Origin of the sequence: Escherichia sp. KTE159, assembly GCF_000408805.1 — a bacterium.
GTDB lineage: Bacteria > Pseudomonadota > Gammaproteobacteria > Enterobacterales > Enterobacteriaceae > Escherichia > Escherichia marmotae.
Window position 1 is genome coordinate 1,099,439 of record NZ_KE137292.1, and the last position, 20,950, is coordinate 1,120,388.

23 protein-coding genes are annotated in these 20,950 nt (G+C 49.8%); 12 read left to right on the top strand and 11 right to left on the bottom strand.

All coding sequences use genetic code 11. The features are described from left to right. Positions 1–16 precede the first annotated feature (16 nt). The 4 genes from A31E_RS16215 to rlmA all read left to right on the top strand — a co-directional run bounded on the left by A31E_RS16215 (position 17) and on the right by rlmA (position 2,305). Positions 17–304, top strand: coding sequence for a YebO family protein (locus A31E_RS16215; RefSeq protein WP_001006870.1), 288 nt, complete (start codon positions 17–19; stop codon positions 302–304). Between the two features lie 659 nt (positions 305–963). Beyond that, a complete protein-coding gene (locus A31E_RS0122435; RefSeq protein ID WP_032141266.1) occupies positions 964–1,080 on the top strand; it encodes a DUF2627 domain-containing protein in 117 nt (38 codons plus the stop codon). Between the two features lie 39 nt (positions 1,081–1,119). Next, complete coding sequence (gene cspE, locus A31E_RS16210; RefSeq protein ID WP_001062678.1) at positions 1,120–1,329, top strand: transcription antiterminator/RNA stability regulator CspE; 210 nt, start codon at positions 1,120–1,122, stop codon at positions 1,327–1,329. A 166-nt stretch (positions 1,330–1,495) separates the two neighbouring features. Beyond that, positions 1,496–2,305, top strand: coding sequence for a 23S rRNA (guanine(745)-N(1))-methyltransferase (gene rlmA, locus A31E_RS16205; RefSeq protein WP_000010094.1), 810 nt, complete (start codon positions 1,496–1,498; stop codon positions 2,303–2,305). Here rlmA and mntP read toward each other — a convergent pair. From mntP to manX, 5 genes are all read right to left on the bottom strand, one after another. Beyond that, positions 2,302–2,868: a manganese efflux pump MntP gene (gene mntP, locus A31E_RS16200; protein ID WP_001027737.1), complete on the bottom strand. Its 567-nt coding sequence runs from the start codon at positions 2,866–2,868 to the stop codon at positions 2,302–2,304. The genes rlmA and mntP overlap by 4 nt on opposite strands. A 417-nt stretch (positions 2,869–3,285) precedes the next feature. Beyond that, a complete protein-coding gene (locus A31E_RS16195) occupies positions 3,286–3,744 on the bottom strand; it encodes a DUF986 family protein (RefSeq protein WP_000156311.1) in 459 nt (152 codons plus the stop codon). Between the two features lie 54 nt (positions 3,745–3,798). Further along, entirely contained in the window at positions 3,799–4,650 is an 852-nt protein-coding gene (gene manZ / locus A31E_RS16190) for a PTS mannose transporter subunit IID (protein ID WP_001516270.1), read from the bottom strand. A gap of 12 nt (positions 4,651–4,662) precedes the next feature. Continuing rightward, a complete protein-coding gene (gene manY / locus A31E_RS16185; protein WP_000406934.1) occupies positions 4,663–5,463 on the bottom strand; it encodes a PTS mannose transporter subunit IIC in 801 nt (266 codons plus the stop codon). A 62-nt stretch (positions 5,464–5,525) separates the two neighbouring features. After that, entirely contained in the window at positions 5,526–6,497 is a 972-nt protein-coding gene (gene manX / locus A31E_RS16180) for a PTS mannose transporter subunit IIAB (protein ID WP_000150534.1), read from the bottom strand. Positions 6,498–6,813: 316 nt separating this feature from the next. Here manX and A31E_RS26575 point away from each other — a divergent pair, with 316 nt between their 5' ends. Further along, positions 6,814–6,972, top strand: coding sequence for a protein YoaL (locus A31E_RS26575; protein WP_269471531.1), 159 nt, complete (start codon positions 6,814–6,816; stop codon positions 6,970–6,972). Further along, the gene (gene yoaE, locus A31E_RS16175) at positions 6,960–8,516 is read left to right on the top strand and encodes a CNNM family cation transport protein YoaE (RefSeq protein WP_000395006.1); all 1,557 of its coding nucleotides are present in this window, start codon (positions 6,960–6,962) and stop codon (positions 8,514–8,516) included. Before A31E_RS26575 ends, yoaE begins: the two co-directional genes overlap by 13 nt. A 3-nt stretch (positions 8,517–8,519) precedes the next feature. Here yoaE and A31E_RS16170 read toward each other — a convergent pair whose 3' ends face one another. The 4 genes from A31E_RS16170 to pabB all read right to left on the bottom strand — a co-directional run bounded on the left by A31E_RS16170 (position 8,520) and on the right by pabB (position 13,739). Next, positions 8,520–10,118, bottom strand: coding sequence for an EAL domain-containing protein (locus A31E_RS16170; protein WP_001516271.1), 1,599 nt, complete (start codon positions 10,116–10,118; stop codon positions 8,520–8,522). 129 nt (positions 10,119–10,247) lie between these two features. Continuing rightward, a complete protein-coding gene (sdaA, locus tag A31E_RS16165) occupies positions 10,248–11,612 on the bottom strand; it encodes an L-serine ammonia-lyase (RefSeq protein WP_000624308.1) in 1,365 nt (454 codons plus the stop codon). A gap of 183 nt (positions 11,613–11,795) precedes the next feature. Continuing rightward, positions 11,796–12,374 (bottom strand): CoA pyrophosphatase, encoded by a 579-nt coding sequence (locus A31E_RS16160; protein WP_000456725.1) that lies wholly within the window; start codon positions 12,372–12,374, stop codon positions 11,796–11,798. A gap of 3 nt (positions 12,375–12,377) precedes the next feature. After that, complete coding sequence (pabB, locus tag A31E_RS16155) at positions 12,378–13,739, bottom strand: aminodeoxychorismate synthase component 1 (protein ID WP_016248636.1); 1,362 nt, start codon at positions 13,737–13,739, stop codon at positions 12,378–12,380. A gap of 73 nt (positions 13,740–13,812) precedes the next feature. On the opposite strand from pabB, the gene A31E_RS16150 reads away from it, so the two are divergent. Then, positions 13,813–13,992, top strand: coding sequence for a YoaH family protein (locus A31E_RS16150; RefSeq protein WP_000457334.1), 180 nt, complete (start codon positions 13,813–13,815; stop codon positions 13,990–13,992). Between the two features lie 6 nt (positions 13,993–13,998). Beyond that, positions 13,999–14,451, top strand: a complete 453-nt coding sequence (locus A31E_RS24005; RefSeq protein ID WP_000618094.1) for a pentapeptide repeat-containing protein — start codon at positions 13,999–14,001, stop codon at positions 14,449–14,451. Positions 14,452–14,542: 91 nt separating this feature from the next. On the opposite strand, the gene A31E_RS16145 is transcribed toward A31E_RS24005, so the two are convergent. Together A31E_RS16145 and A31E_RS16140 are read right to left on the bottom strand one after the other, a co-directional pair. Continuing rightward, the gene (locus A31E_RS16145) at positions 14,543–14,842 is read right to left on the bottom strand and encodes a DUF1889 family protein (protein ID WP_001112001.1); all 300 of its coding nucleotides are present in this window, start codon (positions 14,840–14,842) and stop codon (positions 14,543–14,545) included. 419 nt (positions 14,843–15,261) lie between these two features. Further along, positions 15,262–15,606, bottom strand: coding sequence for a RidA family protein (locus A31E_RS16140; protein WP_010376144.1), 345 nt, complete (start codon positions 15,604–15,606; stop codon positions 15,262–15,264). A gap of 131 nt (positions 15,607–15,737) precedes the next feature. Between A31E_RS16140 and A31E_RS16135 the strand changes: the two genes are divergently transcribed. From A31E_RS16135 to fadD, 4 genes are all read left to right on the top strand, one after another. Beyond that, entirely contained in the window at positions 15,738–17,648 is a 1,911-nt protein-coding gene (locus A31E_RS16135) for a DNA repair helicase YoaA (RefSeq protein WP_000128825.1), read from the top strand. A 57-nt stretch (positions 17,649–17,705) separates the two neighbouring features. Then, on the top strand, positions 17,706–18,401 hold the full coding sequence (gene tsaB, locus A31E_RS16130; RefSeq protein ID WP_001221005.1) for a tRNA (adenosine(37)-N6)-threonylcarbamoyltransferase complex dimerization subunit type 1 TsaB: 696 nt from the start codon (positions 17,706–17,708) through the stop codon (positions 18,399–18,401). 39 nt (positions 18,402–18,440) lie between these two features. Continuing rightward, positions 18,441–19,022: a Slp family lipoprotein YeaY gene (gene yeaY / locus A31E_RS16125; protein ID WP_016248637.1), complete on the top strand. Its 582-nt coding sequence runs from the start codon at positions 18,441–18,443 to the stop codon at positions 19,020–19,022. Positions 19,023–19,226: 204 nt separating this feature from the next. Next, on the top strand, positions 19,227–20,912 hold the full coding sequence (gene fadD, locus A31E_RS16120; RefSeq protein ID WP_010376141.1) for a long-chain-fatty-acid--CoA ligase FadD: 1,686 nt from the start codon (positions 19,227–19,229) through the stop codon (positions 20,910–20,912). Positions 20,913–20,950 lie beyond the last annotated feature (38 nt).

Below are 20,950 nucleotides of genomic sequence, written 5' to 3' on the forward strand. Positions count from 1 at the left end.
ACTTAGAGGTGGTGAAATGAACGAAGTTGTAAATTCAGGCGTAATGAACGTTGCGTCTTTGGTTGTATCGGTGGTAATTCTCGCTATTGGGCTCATCTTGTGGTTTTTCATCAACCGTGCCAGTTCACGGACTAACGAACAGATTGAACTTCTTGAGGCATTGCTGGAACAGCAAAAACGGCAAAATGCACTGTTACGTCGTTTGTGCGAAGCAAACGAACCTGAAAAAACGGATGCGAATACTGCTGAGAACCTAAAAACGGCTGAAGATGAAGATATCATCCGCCTGGTAGCGGAACGGTAATCTTTCCTCAAAATTTGAGTAGCCCTAATGCTGATGGGTTACTCATCTTATCCGCACTATAGTGGTGCAATTGATTCAAATTAATACTCTGGTCTGACTTCGATTATTTATCGTGTTATTTATTTCATAATAGCGGTATCGGAAAAAGATATTAATCGCACTAAGCTATTGGGATGTTTACATCGGAATTGTGATCAATTGCGGTATTATTTATTAGCGAAACGTTTCTCCCTTCACTTTTTAGTAATTCATCAATTTTTCTTATTTTAAATTAATAATGAGCATTAAGTCTGGTTTCTTCATTTCACCTGTGTATGTTGTTAACTATCTGTTTTATTGGGTGAAGTTATATAACATTTTATTCGTTATATATCATAAAAAGTGATATCGCTCGCATTGCGTAATAACTTGTACTGCTGCTCTGGAAGAACTGAACTTATTGAACTATGTTAGAAACTGCATCAGGTCAAGTATCTGCGTGTAATGGTATGGTTAAGTGCATCGATATATCGGCACGTATTCCGTTGCATAAGTGTGCAAAAAAAGTGGAAGGCGTATCGAGATTTGTGCGGCTGATCGAGACATGTTTAAAAATGGCTTGCCATAATTAACGTTGTATGTGATAACAGTTTCGGGTTAAACGAGGTACAGTTCTGTTTATGTGTGGCATTTTCAGTAAAGAAGTCCTGAGTAAACACGTTGTCGTTGAATACCGCTTCTCTGCCGAGCCTTATATTAGTGCCTCATGCAGTAATGTGTCAGTTTTATCTCTGTAATGCCTGCGGGCGAAGAAAACAATCTAAGGAATTTTTCAAATGGCAAAGATTAAAGGTCAGGTTAAGTGGTTCAACGAGTCTAAAGGTTTTGGCTTCATTACTCCGGCAGATGGCAGCAAAGATGTGTTCGTACACTTCTCTGCTATCCAGGGTAATGGCTTCAAAACTCTGGCCGAAGGCCAGAACGTTGAGTTCGAAATTCAGGACGGCCAGAAAGGTCCGGCGGCTGTTAACGTAACAGCTATCTGATCGAATCCACTGATCTGAAGTGTAAACGCGCTTCAATCTCGCTATAAAGCCTCGTCGAATTTGCGAGGCTTTTTACTTTGTTTTATTTTCGTTCCTGTCTCCGGATATTTGCCAGTCGTGCGATTCGCGTTACACTTGCGGCCTTTAGTATCCTGCCGGAGTTGTCATGTCATTTTCCTGTCCACTTTGTCATCAGCCTTTAGCGCTTGAAAAAAACAGCTATATCTGTCCCCAACGGCATCAATTTGATATGGCGAAAGAGGGATATGTTAATTTGCTGCCCGTTCAGCATAAACGTTCTCGCGATCCGGGCGATAGTGCGGAAATGATGCAAGCGCGGCGTACATTTTTAGATGCCGGTCATTATCAGCCGCTTCGCGATGCGATTGTCGCTCAATTGTGTGAATGTCTTGAGCAGCACGCAACGGCGATACTGGATATTGGTTGTGGGGAAGGGTACTACACCCATGCTTTTGCCGATGTCTTACCTGGCGTGACGACTTTTGGTCTGGATGTCTCTAAGGTCGCGATTAAAGCTGCTGCGAAACGCTATCAGCAGGTCACCTTTTGTGTCGCTTCCAGCCACCGTCTGCCGTTTTCTGATGCCAGTATGGATGCCATTATCCGTATCTACGCACCGTGCAAAGCAGAAGAATTAGCGCGAGTAGTCAAACCGGGTGGGTGGGTCATTACCGCTACTCCTGGGCCACGGCATTTAATGGAGCTGAAGGGTTTAATTTACGACGAAGTACATCTACATGCGCCCCATGCTGAGAAACTGGATGGTTTTGAGCTGCAGCGGAGTAATGAATTACATTATCCGATGCGCCTGCGCGGAGATGAGGCGGTTGCGTTGTTACAGATGACGCCGTTTGCCTGGCGCGCAAAGCCAGAGGTATGGCAAGCGTTGGCAGCAAAAGAAGAATTTAATTGCCAGACGGATTTTAATATTCACGTCTGGCAACGAATAAATTAGCTGTGGTAGTGCGTCCAGAGGATCTGGACGCCAATGCCAATAAGCACCAGCCCGCCAAGAATTTCCGCTTTTTTCCCAATAATTGAACCGATAAAGCGGCCCACCATCATGCCTAATGTTGACATGATTAAGGTGGCGCAGCCAATCGCCAGCGCAGTCGCGATAATGTTCACTTGCAGGAAGGCCAGACCAACACCAACAGCCATTGCATCCAGGCTGGTGGCAATTGCGGTAGTCACCAGCAACCAGAAACCGTGACGACGACGCGGTTCTTCATCTTCATCATCTCCACCGCGAAAACCCTCAATAATCATTCGCCCGCCGAGGAATATCAGCAGTACAAACGCAATCCAGTGGTTCCACTCGAGGACAAAACGGCTGGCCAACATGCCCATCCCCCAGCCAATCAGCGGCGTCAGCGTTTCGACGGCACCGAAAATAAGGCCAGTTCGCAGAGCTTCAGAAAATTTCGGTTTATGGAGGGTGGCACCTTTACCGATTGATGCAGCAAAGGCATCCATCGACATACCAAAAGCAAGAAGAACAGTAGCAGTGATATTCATGACAATGTCCTGACCGGGGTATCCATAAAACACATCATCGCCCCCAGCAAACATGCACACACGAACGACAAGAAGCGCTCATGCAGGCATAGCGATTGATGTGCATATGGTCTCGCCTGACTGAAAATGTTCAGTCCGTACGCGCCACGTTTTGCAACGAGTATGTTGACACGTACATTTCCGGAGTCTGGAAATCGGCTACTCCCCAAATGAGGGCGCAACCTTAACATATTTTGAGAATATAAAACAACTGTCAGAATATATTATTCCATTGCTATTATTGATAACGATTTTCATTTAGATTTATATATCAATAAAACGTTAAAAATAATAACAAATAAGGGACGGCGTAATATAGCCTAAGCTATGTCTGGTTATTAAAAATACACTACACATAGCTTTGGCTAAGTTGATAACTTATTGAGTTGAAACTAGAAGTTTATAAATCTTTTCCAGATCGTCGATATTTCGGACGCGGATTAACAAACGGCGCTGTTCTAATTGCATCACCAGTACACCATCTTCCGATAAGTTCATCGCTTTAATTCGGCTATATTCAATCCAAACATTGGCGAAGAAAAACCCTTTTTGTTTGAAGATGATTTTCGGAACCCGGATCCAGAAAGTATAAAATCCCATTAGCGCCAGTGCACTTAATAACCAGGTGGTTATTTGTGCGCCATGGCTGGTTACATTGTTATAGATAAGAATGACAATCAGCCCGACAAAGATAACGCTATCGATGCGACCGCGCCGGAGCAAAGGAATTGCCAGCAGGGTGGGGCCGTTGCGGCGGGGCATGATGAACTGATCGTATATCGCAAAAGCAAGCAGTGCGGCGATGAACAGAATCAGTACCAGTTCCGTGATTGTCATTAATCCTCCAGATAAAAAAACGGGGCCAAAAGGCCCCGGTAGTGTACAACAGTATTACAGTCCCAGCAGGCCGCAAGCGTAACCAGCGATACCAATGACGAAGAAGCCAACGATAATCCACAGCGGGTTAACTTTTTTGCGCAGCAGCCACATACAGGCAAAGGTCAGCAGCAGCGGCACCAGGCCTGGCATTAACTGGTCAAGAATGGTCTGGACAGTGGTAACGTGCTCTTTACCCGTCTGGTCGGTGATGCGAGAGACGACCAGAGGGATGTTGACATGTGTCCACTTGTTAACCAACGCCCCCATGACAAACAGGCCGAGAATAGACGCCCCTTCCGTCAGTTTTTGCAGGAAGCCGCCACCCATATCTTTAACGATATCGATACCTTTGGAGTAACCATACGCTACGCCGTAGTAACGTGTTGCCAGACGCACCAGGTTAAACAGGATAAAGAACAGCAGCGGACCTAACAGGCTGCCACTCATCGCGATACCGGCTCCCAGAGCTGCAAAAACCGGACGTACCGTACCCCAGAAGATCGGGTCACCCACGCCTGCCAGCGGACCCATCAGACCTACTTTGATACCGTTGATAGCACCGTCGTCGATCTCTGCGCCGTTAGCACGCTGTTCTTCCAGAGCCAGGGTTACGCCCAGAATTGGCGCAGCCACGAACGGTTGGGTGTTAAAGAATTCGAGGTGACGTTTAATCGCCTGTTTACGGGCATCATTGTTCTCAGGGTAGAGGCGACGAATCGCCGGAACCATAGAGAAGCAGAAACCCAGTGCCTGCATACGTTCGAAGTTCCATGAACCCTGGAAGAGGTTAGAACGCAGGAAGACGCCACGAATATCACTCGGAGTGAGTTTTTTCTCGGTGGTAGTTTTAGTTGTATCAACCATTTCGCTCACCTGTTAGTCCAGTTCGTTATCGAGATCGTTGTTACCAGCAGCCTGAACAGGCGCACCAGCTACGCGGTTATATTTCGGGCTAAGTTGGATGTAGAGCACTGCCATAACAGTACCAATTACACCCAGAGCAACCAGGTTAAAGTTGGTGAATGCTGCGGTTACGAAGCCGAGGTAGAAGAACGGCATCAGGTAGCCTGCACGCATCATGTTGATAACCATTGCATAACCAACAACCACGATCATGCCGCCAGCAATGTTCAGACCATTGGTCACCACTTCCGGAATGGCGTTCAGCATGTTCTGAACTTCACTGGTGCCTACAGACAGCGCAACAATTACGGCCGGGATAGCCACACGCATCGCTTGCAGGAACAGCGAAGAAACGTGGATCCAGGAAATTGCCGTCAGGTTGCCATTCTCAGCCGCCTTATCCGCAGCGTGCTGGAAAGCAACGGTGATGGTACGAACGATGATGGTCAGCACCTGGCCCGCAGCGGCCAGCGGGATTGCCAGCGCGATACCGGCACCGATGCTCTGATGACCTGCAATAACCAGAATGGTAGAAATGATAGAAGCCAGAGCGGCGTCAGGCGCAACTGCGGCACCGATATTCATCCAGCCCAGAGCGATCATTTCCAGAGTACCACCGATAATAATACCGGTTTTCATATCCCCAAGAACGATACCCACCAGGGTACAGGCGATTAACGGACGGTGAAACTGAAATTCATCGAGGATAGATCCCATACCTGCGATACAGGCTACGATAAATACCAGCACAATTTGAAGAGTGGTAATCTCCATTGTACTTCTCCTGTTTACGTAAGACTTAAGTGTGAAAACTGAGTGATAATCAACACAATACGTTACTTATCGATTTTGCTGATCAGATCCATCATTTTCAGTTTCGGATCGGTGGAAACCTTACGGACTTCCAGTTCGATACCGCGTGCATTCAGTTTCTTGAACGCTTCGATATCTTTTTCATCAACCGAAACCGCGTTATTCACCTGGGTTTTGCCCTGACGGAATGCCATACCACCGACGTTAACAGAGGTAATTTTCACGCCGCCTTCAACGAGGCGCTCAACATCTGTCGGGTTGGTGAATAACAGCATTACACGTTCGCCAGCATATTTCGGGTTGTTGTAGACGCGAATCATCTTGGCAACATCAACCACGTGTGCTGTTACGCCCGGAGGTGCGACCTGGGTGAGCAGTGTCTTACGAACGGTATCCGCAGCCACTTCATCACTAACAACAATAATACGGGAGACATTGGTTTCTTTGGTCCAGCGGGTAGCTACCTGACCGTGAATCAGACGGTCGTCGATACGCGCAAGGCCAATAACCATGTAGTCATTTGGTCCCATTGGTTTTGCCGGAGTTGGGGCCGCTTTGGGTGCCGCCGAAGCGGGGGCGGGAGCTGCTTTTTCAACCGGTTTGGCTTTCAGTGCTTTCACACCTTCACGGCCTGTTTCTACTGCCAGCGCCACCAGTTCATCAAAGCCCGGGTCATCATCACGAGCCATTAACGTTTCCACCAGCATTGGAATGTTAACGCCTGCGATCACTTCATAATGCTCTTTGTCGACGACAATGCGGCTGGCAGCATTGAACGGGCTGCCTCCCCATGTATCAACGAGAAACAGCACGCCTTTAGTGGTGTCGAGTTTTGCCAACTGAGCGTTGTACTTTTCGATCAGCGTTTCGGCATTTTCGCCTGGAACGAAATCGATCCAGCCGACGTTTTCCTGCTCGCCTAACAGCATCTCTGCCGTTTTAAGCAACTGCTCTGCAGCCCAACCATGTGTGCCTATAACAATAGCAATGGTCACTTGCTACCTCCTTTATTATTGTTAACACCTCAACGTGCCAGATGTATTTTTGAATCGTCGTCCACAATCGAATCGATTCAGATAAGGGTTACAACCAAAAACCCCCTGCGTTTCGCGATTTATTTTAGATATCGAAAAAAATATTTTATGTGATGAAGATCCGTAATTTAACTTTGGATTATCAAAATTCCGAAAGAGAAAATATTTTCGTCACATTTGTTTGCAAAGGAAGGTAAATCTTTGCCAAATCAGAGGTCTCTCTGATATGTTTAACTCCCGTTTAACAACCAAGGAGTATAGGGCAGCAGCCCGCAGTATGGATCGTCACCGACGTCATTTCAGCATCAGGCCTTTCAGCGCCTGCCTTTCTGGCACTTTTTGCCGCACCTTTTGTTTGCATTTTGTTGTTACGCCTGCATTATTTCTGGCGCCGAATAGCTATTCCTTAAGCAGGAGCTTGTCATGGAATTCTTAATGGACCCCTCGATTTGGGTGGGGCTACTCACGCTTGTCGTTCTTGAAATCGTGCTGGGTATCGATAACCTGGTTTTCATCGCCATCCTTGCCGACAAACTGCCACCGAAACAACGTGATAAAGCTCGTTTGTTAGGACTGTCGCTGGCGCTGATCATGCGTCTGGGACTGCTGTCGCTGATTTCATGGATGGTCACGCTGACCAAACCGCTATTTACCGTGATGGATTTTTCCTTCTCTGGTCGCGACCTGATTATGTTGTTCGGGGGGATATTCTTGCTGTTTAAAGCGACAACGGAGCTGCATGAACGGCTGGAAAACCGCGATCATGATTCCGGTCACGGTAAAGGTTATGCCAGCTTCTGGGTGGTAGTAACGCAGATTGTCATTCTCGATGCCGTCTTCTCGCTGGATGCGGTGATTACCGCAGTTGGGATGGTCAACCACCTGCCGGTGATGATGGCGGCGGTGGTGATTGCGATGGCGGTCATGTTGCTGGCGTCGAAACCGTTGACGAGATTCGTTAACCAGCATCCTACAGTGGTGGTGCTCTGCCTGAGCTTCTTGTTAATGATTGGTCTGAGCCTGGTTGCTGAAGGGTTTGGCTTCCATATTCCGAAAGGTTACCTGTATGCCGCGATTGGCTTCTCGATCATCATCGAAGTGTTTAACCAAATTGCGCGCCGTAACTTTATTCGTCATCAGTCAGCTTTACCGCTGCGTGCGCGTACTGCCGATGCCATCCTGCGTTTGATGGGGGGTAAACGTCAGGCGAACGTTCAGCACGATGCCGATAACCCGATGCCGATCCCTGTGCCGGAAGGCGCGTTTGCGGAAGAAGAGCGATATATGATTAACGGCGTGCTGACACTGGCGTCTCGCTCTCTGCGTGGGATTATGACACCGCGCGGCGAAATTAGCTGGGTTGACGCTAATCTCGGTGTTGATGAAATCCGTGAGCAGTTGCTTTCTTCGCCACATAGTCTGTTCCCGGTATGTCGCGGTGAACTGGATGAAATCATCGGTATCGTGCGTGCTAAAGAACTGCTGGTGGCGCTGGAAGATGGCGTTGATGTCGCAGCAATTGCCTCGGCTTCTCCGGCGATTATCGTTCCGGAAACCCTCGATCCGATCAACCTGCTGGGCGTGCTGCGTCGTGCTCGCGGTAGTTTTGTTATCGTTACCAACGAGTTTGGTGTGGTGCAAGGCCTGGTCACGCCTCTGGATGTGCTGGAAGCCATTGCCGGTGAGTTCCCGGACGCTGATGAAACGCCGGAAATCATTACTGACGGCGACGGCTGGCTGGTAAAAGGCGGTACAGACTTACATGCCTTACAGCAGGCGCTTGATGTTGAGCACCTTGCCGATGACGATGATATCGCGACGGTGGCAGGTCTGGTGATTTCTGCAAATGGTCACATCCCGCGTGCTGGCGATGTGATTGACGTAGGGCCGTTACATATCACCATTGTTGAAGCTAACGATTATCGTGTTGATCTGGTTCGCATTGTTAAAGAGCAACTGGCGCACGACGAAGACGAATAATCATTAACGAAATGGCATGACGGGCGTGATATGCCCATTATGCCGGGCGGGCGGCGGTTGGCTGCCCGCCAGCCATTTTGGGAAATCACGCAGTGGCATCGGCTGCGCGTACAAATACCCTTGTAAAATATGCACCCCATGACGGCGTAAATACTTCGCCTGTTCTTGCGTTTCTACGCCCTCCGCCACCAGTTCAATATTCAGTCTTTGCCCCAATGCGATGATGATATCGGTTACCGTCGAGTTAACCGCATCGGAACCAATTGCAGCGGTGAAAGACTTATCGATTTTCAGCACATCAGGGCGTAACGTTTCCAGCCAGGAAAACGAACTGTTGCCGGTGCCGAAGTCATCAATCGCCAGTTTGACGTTTTTACGATGCAGTTCGCGGGCAATCCGATAATCGACATCCAGTAAGGCATCGCGCTCGGTGATTTCGAGGATGAGTTGCTGAATCGGGTTAGCACTAAACCAATATTGATTGAGATCCTTCAATAACACGCCGCGGCGAAAATGGCTGGGGGCGACGTTAATCCCAATGTGAAACTGGCTGCTCATTGGAAAAACGTGGATTTGGCGGATGGTTTCCATCATCACATAACGGGTAAGCGGCACTATCAGATGATGTTCTTCCGCGATAGGGATAAATACATCTGGTGAGATCCACCCCTGACGCGGGTTATTCCAGCGCAGCAATATTTCTACACCAACACATTGCTGGCTACGAGCGTTTAGTAAAGGTTGACAGAATAGCTCGAATTCATGTTGCGCGAGGCCAAGATTAATTTCGCGCGAAAAACTCATTCTATGGGCGGTTGCCAGCCATGCGATGTAACCCACCAGTAAACTCAACAGTACCGCCAGTGGAAATTGGCTGGGAAGATGATGCAACGCCAGCGCTGTCGCGCCAGGGCCGCTAACGCTGATGGTAAAAGGGAAGTTCTGCGATGAAACCTGGTAACGTTCATTGCCATTAAGTGGAGGTAAAGCGTCAACCAGACCGTCACCATAGAGTAAATGGCGATCAGCCACCGTCAGGCTGGCGTTTCTAATTTGCGGCAACTGCGGTTCCAGTAACATCGTCGTCAATAGGTCAATGTTGATCATCTCCAGAACGCCATCGCCAGTATGTGATTGAGAGGGATACCACTGGATCAGCACTGGACTACCTTTAATCAACACGCGATCGGTGGTAAGGCGCAAAAGAGCCTGTGGGGCGGGCAAATCGGCCTGAATATCATGAACCGGAACATTGCGATAGCCAAAGATACTGGAGCAGTAAAGTGTACCGTTTTGTACCAGACCAATAGAACGCACCGTTTGCAGTTTTGCGGCTTGTTTGCGTAGAGGCAAATGAGTGACTGAGCAAGGGAGGCCAATCAACGGAAGTAACATCTCGCGTCCCGCCTGAAGGGGTTGCAATATATTATCCAGCTCTTCAACCGCGTGATTGGCGAAAAGTATCACCCGCTGTTGATTTAAATTACGCTGTGAAATAAATCGCACGCTTAGTGTCGCCACAAGCGTAAAGAGTGCGCAAATTGTACAAACAATCATTCGATTACGGCGATAAGTTTTGATGATCCGTTGTGCTTTTTGCATGCGGGCCGCCCTGTAAGCGTATGGCAACAAACGCCTGACGCAACAGTGGAAGTGTAGTGGGGAAATTTACTGCAGACGAGAAAGCGGGGGAAATTCGCCCATCCGTTGCAGATGGGCGAAAGAAAAGTATTAGTCACACTGGACTTTTATTGCCAGACCACCGCGAGAGGTTTCACGGTACTTGGCGTTCATATCCTTACCGGTTTCGTACATTGTCTCGATGACTTTATCCAGCGAGACGCGCGGAGCACTGGTGCGGCGTAAAGCCATACGTGCGGCGTTGATCGCCTTCACCGATGCAATAGCATTACGCTCAATGCATGGCACCTGAACCTGACCGGCCACCGGATCGCAGGTCAGACCGAGGTTGTGTTCCATCCCAATTTCCGCTGCCACACAAACCTGTTCCGGGCTACCGCCCAACAATTCAGCCAGGCCTGCGGCGGCCATTGAACAGGCTACGCCGACTTCGCCCTGACAACCCACTTCAGCACCGGAAATAGAAGCGTTCATTTTATACAACGCGCCAATTGCCCCAGCGGCCATAAAATAGCGGGTATAGATATCCGGGCTGACCGATTCAATAAAGTGGTCGTAATAGGCCAACACTGCCGGAACAATGCCGCACGCACCGTTGGTAGGCGCTGTCACCACGCGACCACCTGCGGCGTTTTCTTCGTTCACTGCCAGCGCAAACATGTTCACCCAGTCGATAACATTCATCGGATCGTTAGACAGTTTATCGCTGGAAACCAGCATCCGGCGCAGGGCAGATGCACGGCGCGGAACACGCAGCGGCCCAGGCAATACGCCTTCGGTATTCATTCCGCGATCGATACACGCCTGCATGGTCTGCCAGACATGCGCGAAATAGTCATCGATCTCTTTCTTACTGTGCAGCGCCAGTTCGTTCTGCATTGCCAGGCCGGAAAGGGAATAGCCAGTTTCATTACAGTATGCCAGCAACTCGGTTGCAGATTTAAACGGATACGGCACACTGACTTCGTTGGTGGCATCGTGACCAAAATGTTCTTCATCGACGATAAAACCGCCGCCGATGGAATAATAAGTTTTGCTGTAAACAACTTTATCGCCATTATACGCGTGGATCTGCATCCCGTTTTCATGCAGCGGCAGGTTGCCGTTATGAAAACGCATCCCATTGTCACGGGGGAAATCCACTTCATGCCGTCCCTGCGCCAGCAGCAGACGTTCGCGCTCTTCTACGTCGCGAATAAAACCGGGAATACTGTCGATATCCACGGTGGCAGGTTCGTTACCTGCAAGACCCATAATAATGGCGATATCGGTATGATGGCCTTTACCCGTCAGCGATAGAGAACCGTAAACGTCCACGGCAACGCGGGTAACGCTATCCAGTAAGCCTTTTTCGACCAGATCATCGACGAACTGTTTACCCGCCTTCATAGGCCCTACAGTATGGGAAGATGAGGGACCAATCCCCACCTTAAACATGTCGAATAGACTAATCACGATAATACTCCTGACAAGGTGACTGGACTTCCAGTAACGAACTAATAACAGCGCATAGTGTAAGAGGGAACGCGGCGATCGGCTTAACTATTCACATGAATTAAACTAATCAAAAACCGCGATTTAACTAATATTGCGATGATTGTCTCAAGTAGTGTTTTGTAGATGTAAAGATAAGTATAGTCAGGGTTTCACACCAATTTGCAGCGCCAGCTCACGAATTATGCCTGCGGTCATTCCCCATACAAAATACTGTTCGTACCAGGAAAGCCATACCCGATGTGAATCGCCACGGCGGTAGATATCTAAAGGGTGATAGCGCCCCAGATGTAATGCCTGAGCGAGCGGCATTTCAAACACAGCGGAGACTTCATCTTCACTGGCGCGATAGGGTAAATCGGGCGGGATAATACCGACGACTGGGGTTACCTGGTAACCCGTTACGCTATCGACGGGCGGCAGCACGCCGATAACTTCAACGGCTGAAGGCGGTATAGCGACTTCTTCTTCGGCTTCGCGTAGCGCGGCGGCGATAACTGACGCGTCGGTGTCATCTACTGCGCCACCTGGAAACGCCACCTGTCCGGCGTGTTTACGCAGGTGAATTGAACGCTGAGTAAGTAACAAACCCGGTTGCGGTCGGCGCACGATGGGGATTAACACAGCAGCCTGACGATGATTTAAGGTTTCCCGGTTAATTTGCGGGCGCAAAAGTTGAAAGCGTGATAAAAAATCATCAAGCGTCAGGCTACGGTATTCCACGTCTTACTTCTCCAGTTGCTTCAGAATACGATTAACTTTATCAAAAGTTTCCTGATATTCCGCCTCTTCTTGGCTATCGGCGACAATACCGCCGCCCGCAGAGCAGTAAATTTGCCCGTTAACCGCGGTCAGGGTGCGGATAGTGATGCTGGTGTCCATATTGCCGCAAAAACTTAAATAGCCAATGCTGCCACACCAGGCGTTGCGTCGCTGAGGTTCCAGTTCGTCGATAATTTCCATTGCCCGTACTTTCGGTGCGCCGGTGATTGAGCCTCCGGGAAAAGCCGCGCGCAGCAGATCGCTGGCATGCAACTGCTCGGGAAGGCGTGCCGTTATGGTGCTGACCAGATGATGCACTGCAGGGAAGGGCTCCACCACGAACAGCTCCGGCACTTTTACCGAACCTGCGACGGCAACACGGCCAATATCATTACGCATTAAATCGACAATCATCAGGTTTTCGGCGCGATCTTTCGGTGAGTTCGCCAGTTTTTCTGCCTGTTTGCTATCTTCCTGAGGATCGGCCAGACGCGGCAGAGTGCCTTTAATCGGACGGGTCTGGATCTCACCATCAGCACAAAGAATAAAACGTTCTGGCGAGAGGCTTAAAATCGCACCTTGCTCCAGGCGCAGGAAGGCACTAAATGGTGCACGGTTGGCCTGGTTGAGTTTAACGAACGCCAGCCACTCATCACCAGAATAGGTAGCTTGAAAACGCTGGGCAAGATTCACCTGGTAACAATCGCCGCTGTGCAGATATTCCTGCACCTGGCGAAATTTCTCGCCATACTGTTCGCGGCTCATATTAGATTGCCAGGCAGAGGTTAGCGTGAAATCACCCTGCGGTGTAATTTGCTGGTTTTCCAGCCACGCCAGACGGGCATTGACATCATTATGACTCAGCAAAGAAACAACCCGGTGCTGGTGGTCGACAATCAACGCCCAGTCGTAGATACCTACCGCCATATCAGGAAGGTTGATATCTCTCAGCGCCAATTCCGGCAGGGACTCAAAACGGCGGCCCAGGTCATAGCCAAATAAACCCAGTGCGCCACCCTGAAATGGCAAATTACCATTATGCAACGGGTGAATGTTTGCATGCTCCAGCGCCTGTTGGAGTACCCTTAACGGGTCATCAGTGGTCGTTGTACGGGTTTCTCCTTCACACACCACGGTTTCATTACCGTGAGTTGTTAAGGTGCAAACGGGGTCTGCCACCACAATATCAAACCGACTATGCGGATGATCGGCATAGCCGGAGTGCAAAAGCATCGCCCACGGCAAGTGGCTCAAGCGGGAGAAATAAAATTCAGCGGCGTCCTGACGCCAGGGTAAAGTAATCACAGCGGGAGATAACGTCTTCATTAGTCCTGACTCTACTGGCTATGTGCCGGGTAGCATGAAATAATTAGCGCCAACAATTTAGCAGGAGTTAACAATGTTTGCAGGTTTACCTTCACTCACCCATGAACAGCAGCAAAAAGCCGTTGAGCGGATTCAGGAATTGATGGCACAGGGGATGAGCAGCGGTCAGGCAATCGCACTGGTAGCCGAAGAGTTACGCGCCAACCATTCCGGCGAACGGATTGTGGCGCGTTTTGAGGATGAAGACGAGTAATACACAATGATCCGTATCGATTTCGTCACGGATGACGTTCTGTATCTTGATACGGATAGCCTCATCGGCTGGGATTTTTCCGGCATGAATTTACATCGCGCTATTTTTGATGGCATGTGTCTGGATGGTGCTCGGTTTAATGATGCGCATCTGCGTAATATCAGTTTCATCACATCCTCCCTTATTGGGGCCGACCTCTCGTCTGCCGCCCTGATGTGTGCCTGGCTAAATCACGCCGATCTGACGAATTGTAATTTTTATCAGTCACGCCCCATTGCTGCTGATTTTAGACATTCACGACTTTGTGGAGCAGATTTTACCGCTGCCGATTTAAGAGGTGCTAATTTCGCTGGGACAGATCTTCAGAATGTTTGTTTCAACGGGGTGCATTATGACAAGCGAACCATTTGGCCTGCAGCGTTTGAACCAAAGAAACGCGGGGCTGTTTTGCTTGATTGAATTCAGCGGTTTTATTGATAACGAGAAAAAAGGACGCTTTTCTAAGATCAATGAAAGCGTCCGGATTGATTTTTAGTGCTGGAGTTTTGACTCACACAAGGGCTTTAAGTTCTTCCTGCATATAAGACGAGAAGTATTCAGGGTTTTTAATCACCACGCGTTCACCAGACTCCATTTTTTTTGCCCAGCCAACCATTTTTTCCGTGAATCCAGGATTCCAGCCTTCCTGTTCAGCTCGCGCAGTAATATCGGTGGCCGTCGCGGGTACACCCAGAGCATGCAAATATTTAAATATTCCCTTCGCCGTACTTTCATTCATAGAGCTGGGGGTTGGTGCTGATATATCCATAGCACTAATGAAATCCAGGGCTTTATCTATTACAGCAGGCATATTCTTGTCCTTAAATTAACCACGTTTTCGATAAGGCTATATATGACATTAAATTGTGCCTAATATCAAAAGGATTATGACAATATCTCATTCGTTAACCTGTTGACATTCAGGTATTTTAAAGGTAGCAGGTCATGGCGGGTTATCTAGTGATGTGCCGAAATTAACAGAGAATCGTAGTACCGTAGCCAGGTTGTTCAGGTAAGTAAGGGCAACAGCGGAAAACAGGTTAGGTTAATTGAGTGATTAACACGTGGTTTAGTTTTTATGATTAATATCGTTTCTTTATAAATAAACTTGAAATCAAAAAAATAAATAATAAAGCCCCCGACTGGGGCACCGTCCATCTAAAGTAAGAGCTTAAGCACTGGTCGATTTGTTCATGATCGACCAGTATTTTCGATAATTCTCTTCCGGAATTAAACCGCCGCAATAATCTTAATTTCAACTTTATACTGCGGATTCATCAGTCCCGCTTGCACCGTGCAGCGTACCGGAGCATGACCCGCGACAACCCAGGCATCCCACGCTTTATTCATTGCCGCAAAGTCGTTTTTATCGGCCAGGAAAATGGTGGCATCCAGAATGCTCGACTTATTGCTGCCCTGTTTTTCCAGTACCGCGTCAATTTGCGCCAGTGTATTTGCCGTTTGCTCAAAAGCATCGGCGTCGAGGTTTTCCGGTACGCCAGTGTAGTAGAGCGTGTTGTTGTGGATCACCACATCAGACCAGCGGGCTTCGGCGTCTATACGAACGATAGTCATCATTTTGTCCTCATTATTATTCCATTTTTGTGCTGCAAAGACTGCCACAATGTGAAGTCGCCGTCATCACTTCAACTGGCGAAAAATAGCCTGGCCTGACATAATCCCTGTTCAAATCAACAGGGGGTAGTGTGACGGACGATTTTGCACCAGACGGTCAGTTGGCGAAAGCGATACCAGGCTTTAAGCCGCGTGAACCACAGCGACAGATGGCGGTAGCCGTCACCGGGGCGATAGAAAAAAGCCAACCGCTGGTGGTGGAAGCGGGAACCGGTACGGGCAAAACCTACGCTTACCTTGCCCCTGCGCTGCGGGCGAAAAAGAAAGTCATTATCTCGACTGGCTCGAAAGCATTACAAGATCAACTCTACAGCCGTGATTTGCCGACGGTGTCAAAGGCGCTGAAATACACCGGCAATGTGGCATTGTTGAAAGGACGTTCAAACTACCTCTGCCTCGAACGTCTCGAACAGCAGGCGCTGGCGGGCGGCGATCTGCCGGTACAAATCTTAAGCGATGTGATCCTGCTACGCTCCTGGTCCAATCAAACCGTCGATGGTGATATCAGCACCTGCGTCAGCGTTGCGGAAGATTCTCAGGCATGGCCGCTGGTCACCAGCACTAACGATAACTGCCTCGGCAGCGACTGCCCGATGTATAAAGATTGCTTTGTGGTCAAAGCACGCAAAAAAGCGATGGACGCCGATGTAGTGGTGGTAAACCATCATTTGTTTCTGGCGGATATGGTGGTCAAAGAGAGCGGATTTGGCGAACTGATCCCGGAAGCGGACGTGATGATCTTCGACGAAGCCCATCAGTTGCCGGATATTGCCAGCCAGTACTTTGGTCAGTCACTTTCCAGCCGACAACTGCTCGACCTGGCAAAAGACATCACCATCGCCTATCGCACTGAATTAAAAGACACTCAACAGTTACAAAAGTGCGCCGACCGCCTTGCTCAGAGTGCGCAGGATTTTCGCCTGCAACTCGGTGAGCCGGGTTATCGTGGCAATCTGCGCGAATTGTTAGCCAATCCGCAAATTCAGCGGGCGTTTTTACTGCTCGATGACACGCTTGAACTCTGTTACGACGTGGCGAAATTGTCGCTGGGTCGTTCCGCGTTGCTGGATGCGGCATTTGAACGTGCCACGTTATATCGCACACGTCTGAAGCGGCTGAAAGAGATCAACCAACCGGGCTACAGTTACTGGTACGAATGCACCTCACGTCATTTCACTCTGGCGCTGACGCCGCTCAGCGTGGCGGATAAATTCAAAGAGTTAATGGCACAAAAACCCGGAAGCTGGATTTTTACCTCGGCAACGTTGTCAGTGAATGACGATCTGCATCATTTTACCTCCCGGCTTGGCATCGAACAGGCCGAGTCGTTGCTGTTACCCAGCCCATTTGATTACAGCCGCCAGGCGTTACTCTGTGTGCCGCGTAACCTGCCGCAAACTAATCAACCGGGTTCCGCACGGCAACTGGCAGCAATGTTGCGACCGCTCATCGAAGCCAACAATGGGCGCTGCTTTATGCTTTGCACCTCACACGCCATGATGCGCGATCTGGCTGAGCAGTTCCGTGCCACCATGACGCTTCCCGTTTTGTTGCAGGGTGAAACCAGTAAAGGGCAATTGTTGCAGCAGTTTGTCAGTGCCGGTAACGCGCTTCTTGTCGCAACCAGTAGTTTCTGGGAAGGGGTGGATGTGCGCGGCGATACGCTGTCACTGGTGATTATCGACAAGTTGCCGTTTACCTCGCCGGACGACCCACTACTAAAAGCGCGAATGGAAGATTGTCGTTTGCGCGGTGGCGACCCGTTCGATGAAGTGCAACTGCCAGATGCGGTCATTACTCTCAAACAGGGGGTAGGGCGACTGATTCGCGACGCCGACGATCGCGGTGTGCTGGTGATTTGCGACAATCGGCTGGTGATGCGCCCTTACGGCGCGACGTTCCTCGCCAGCCTGCCGCCTGCGCCGCGCACCCGTGATATAGCCCGTGCGGTTCGTTTCCTTGCGATACCTTCCTCCAGGTAATTTGTGATGGAGTATGGTATGATGCGCGCCTTTTTATTGATCTAAGCACGAAGACCCATGCGAATTCTGGCTATCGATACCGCGACAGAGGCCTGCTCTGTCGCCCTGTGGAATGACGGCACTGTCAACGCTCATTTTGAACTTTGCCCACGTGAACATACTCAACGAATCTTACCGATGGTGCAGGATATCCTGACCACCAGCGGAACCTCCCTGACTAACATAAACGCATTAGCTTACGGGCGTGGTCCCGGTAGCTTCACCGGTGTGCGTATCGGTATTGGTATTGCACAAGGGCTGGCGCTTGGCGCGGAGCTGCCGATGATTGGCGTCTCCACGCTAATGACCATGGCGCAAGGGGCATGGCGCAAAAATGGCGCGACCCGCGTGCTGGCGGCCATTGACGCGCGAATGGGCGAAGTTTACTGGGCCGAATATCAGCGTGATGAAAATGGTATCTGGCACGGTGAAGAAACCGAAGCTGTACTCAAACCAGAACTCGTTCATGAGCGGATGCAGCAGCTTTCCGGTGAATGGGTGACGGTGGGGACAGGCTGGCAAGCCTGGCCGGATCTCGGTAAAGAGAGCGGGCTGGTTTTGCGCGATGGCGAAGTGTTACTGCCCGCCGCAGAAGATATGCTGCCGATTGCCTGCCAGCTCTTTGCTGAAGGCAAAACGGTGGCAGTGGAACATGCCGAGCCGGTTTATTTGCGTAACAACGTCGCGTGGAAGAAACTTCCGGGCAAAGAATGAATCTTAAGAGTATGCCCTGAGAAAAAAAGGAGTCGCATCATGGCGGTTCAAAAGAATGTTATCAAAGGCATACTGGCAGGTACGTTTGCGCTAATGTTGAGCGGTTGTGTCACTGTGCCGGATGCCATTAAAGGCAGCAGTCCCACGCCGCAACAAGATTTAGTTCGGGTGATGAGCGCGCCGCAATTGTATGTTGGTCAGGAAGCGCGCTTTGGCGGCAAAGTGGTCGCGGTACAAAACCAGCAGGGGAAAACCCGTCTGGAAATTGCCACCGTACCGCTCGATAGCGGAGCCAGGCCGACGCTGGGGGAACCTTCTCGCGGGCGCATTTATGCCGATGTGAACGGTTTTCTTGATCCAGTTGATTTCCGCGGACAACTGGTGACGGTTGTCGGGCCAATCACCGGTACGGTTGACGGTAAAATCGGCAATACACCCTATAAATTTATGGTTATGCAGGTAACGGGCTATAAGCGTTGGCATTTAACCCAGCAGGTGATTATGCCGCCGCAGCCGATTGATCCGTGGTTTTATGGTGGCCGTGGCTGGCCCTATGGCTACGGCGGATGGGGCTGGTATAATCCCGACCCTGCAAGAGTACAAACAGTTGTAACTGAATAATTGCTTGTTTTTAAAGAAAAAGAAACAGCGGCTGGTCCGCTGTTTCTGCATTCTTAGAGTAAAGATAAAAATAAATAGTGACGCGCTTCGCAACCTTTTCGTTGGGGAATTATCAAGCTGGTATGATGAGTTAATATTATGTTAATAACATGTATATCACTTGGGGTTGCGATGACGACGAACACGCATTTTAGAGGTGAAGAATTGAAGAAGGTTTGGCTTAACCGTTATCCCGCGGATGTTCCGACGGAGATCAACCCTGACCGTTATCAATCTCTGGTAGATATGTTTGAGCAATCGGTCGCGCGCTATGCCGACAAGCCCGCGTTTGTGAATATGGGGGAGGTGATGACCTTCCGCAAACTGGAAGAGCGCAGTCGTGCGTTCGCCGCGTATTTACAACAAGGGCTGGGGCTGAAGAAGGGCGATCGCGTTGCGCTGATGATGCCTAACTTATTGCAATATCCGGTGGCGCTGTTCGGCATTTTGCGCGCCGGGATGATCGTCGTAAACGTCAATCCGTTATATACCCCGCGCGAGCTTGAGCATCAGCTCAACGACAGCGGCGCATCTGCGATTGTCATCGTGTCCAACTTTGCCCATACCCTGGAAAAAGTGGTTGATAAAACCGCTGTCCAGCACGTGATTCTGACACGTATGGGCGATCAGCTTTCTACGGCGAAAGGGACGCTGGTTAACTTCGTTGTTAAATACATCAAGCGTCTGGTGCCGAAATATCATCTGCCAGATGCCATTTCATTTCGTAGCGCTCTGCATAATGGTTACCGGATGCAGTACGTAAAACCTGAACTGGTGCCGGAAGATTTAGCCTTCCTGCAATACACCGGCGGCACCACTGGCGTAGCGAAAGGCGCAATGCTGACTCACCGCAACATGCTGGCAAATCTGGAACAGGTTAACGCGACCTACGGGCCGCTGTTGTATCCGGGTAAAGAGCTGGTGGTGACGGCATTGCCGCTGTATCACATTTTCGCATTGACCATTAACTGCCTGCTGTTTATCGAACTGGGCGGGCAGAATCTGCTTATTACTAACCCACGTGATATTCCGGGGCTGGTGAAAGAGCTGGCGAAATATCCGTTTACCGCGATCACCGGCGTTAACACGTTGTTCAACGCGTTGCTGAACAATAAAGAATTCCAGCAACTGGATTTCTCCAGTCTGCATCTTTCCGCTGGTGGTGGGATGCCTGTTCAGCAAGTGGTGGCAGAACGCTGGGTGAAACTGACCGGACAATATCTGCTGGAAGGTTATGGCCTGACCGAGTGTGCACCGCTGGTCAGCGTTAACCCGTATGATATTGATTATCATAGCGGTAGCATTGGTTTGCCGGTGCCGTCGACCGAAGCCAAGTTGGTTGATGACGACGATAACGAAGTACCGCCGGGTCAACCGGGTGAGCTTTGTGTCAAAGGGCCGCAGGTAATGCTGGGCTACTGGCAGCGTCCGGATGCTACCGATGAAATCATCAAAAATGGCTGGTTACACACCGGCGACATCGCGGTGATGGATGAAGAAGGATTCCTGCGCATTGTCGATCGTAAAAAAGACATGATTCTGGTTTCTGGCTTTAACGTCTACCCCAATGAGATTGAAGATGTGGTCATGCAGCACCCAGGTGTACAGGAAGTGGCGGCTGTTGGCGTACCTTCCGGTTCCAGCGGTGAAGCGGTGAAAATCTTCGTGGTGAAAAAAGACTCGTCACTCACGGAAGAATCACTGGTGACTTTTTGCCGCCGTCAGCTCACAGGCTATAAAGTACCGAAGCTGGTGGAGTTTCGTGATGAGTTACCGAAATCTAACGTCGGAAAAATTTTGCGACGAGAATTACGTGACGAAGCGCGCGGCAAAGTGGACAATAAAGCCTGAGCGTTAAGTCAGTCGTCAGACGCCGGTTAATCCGGCGT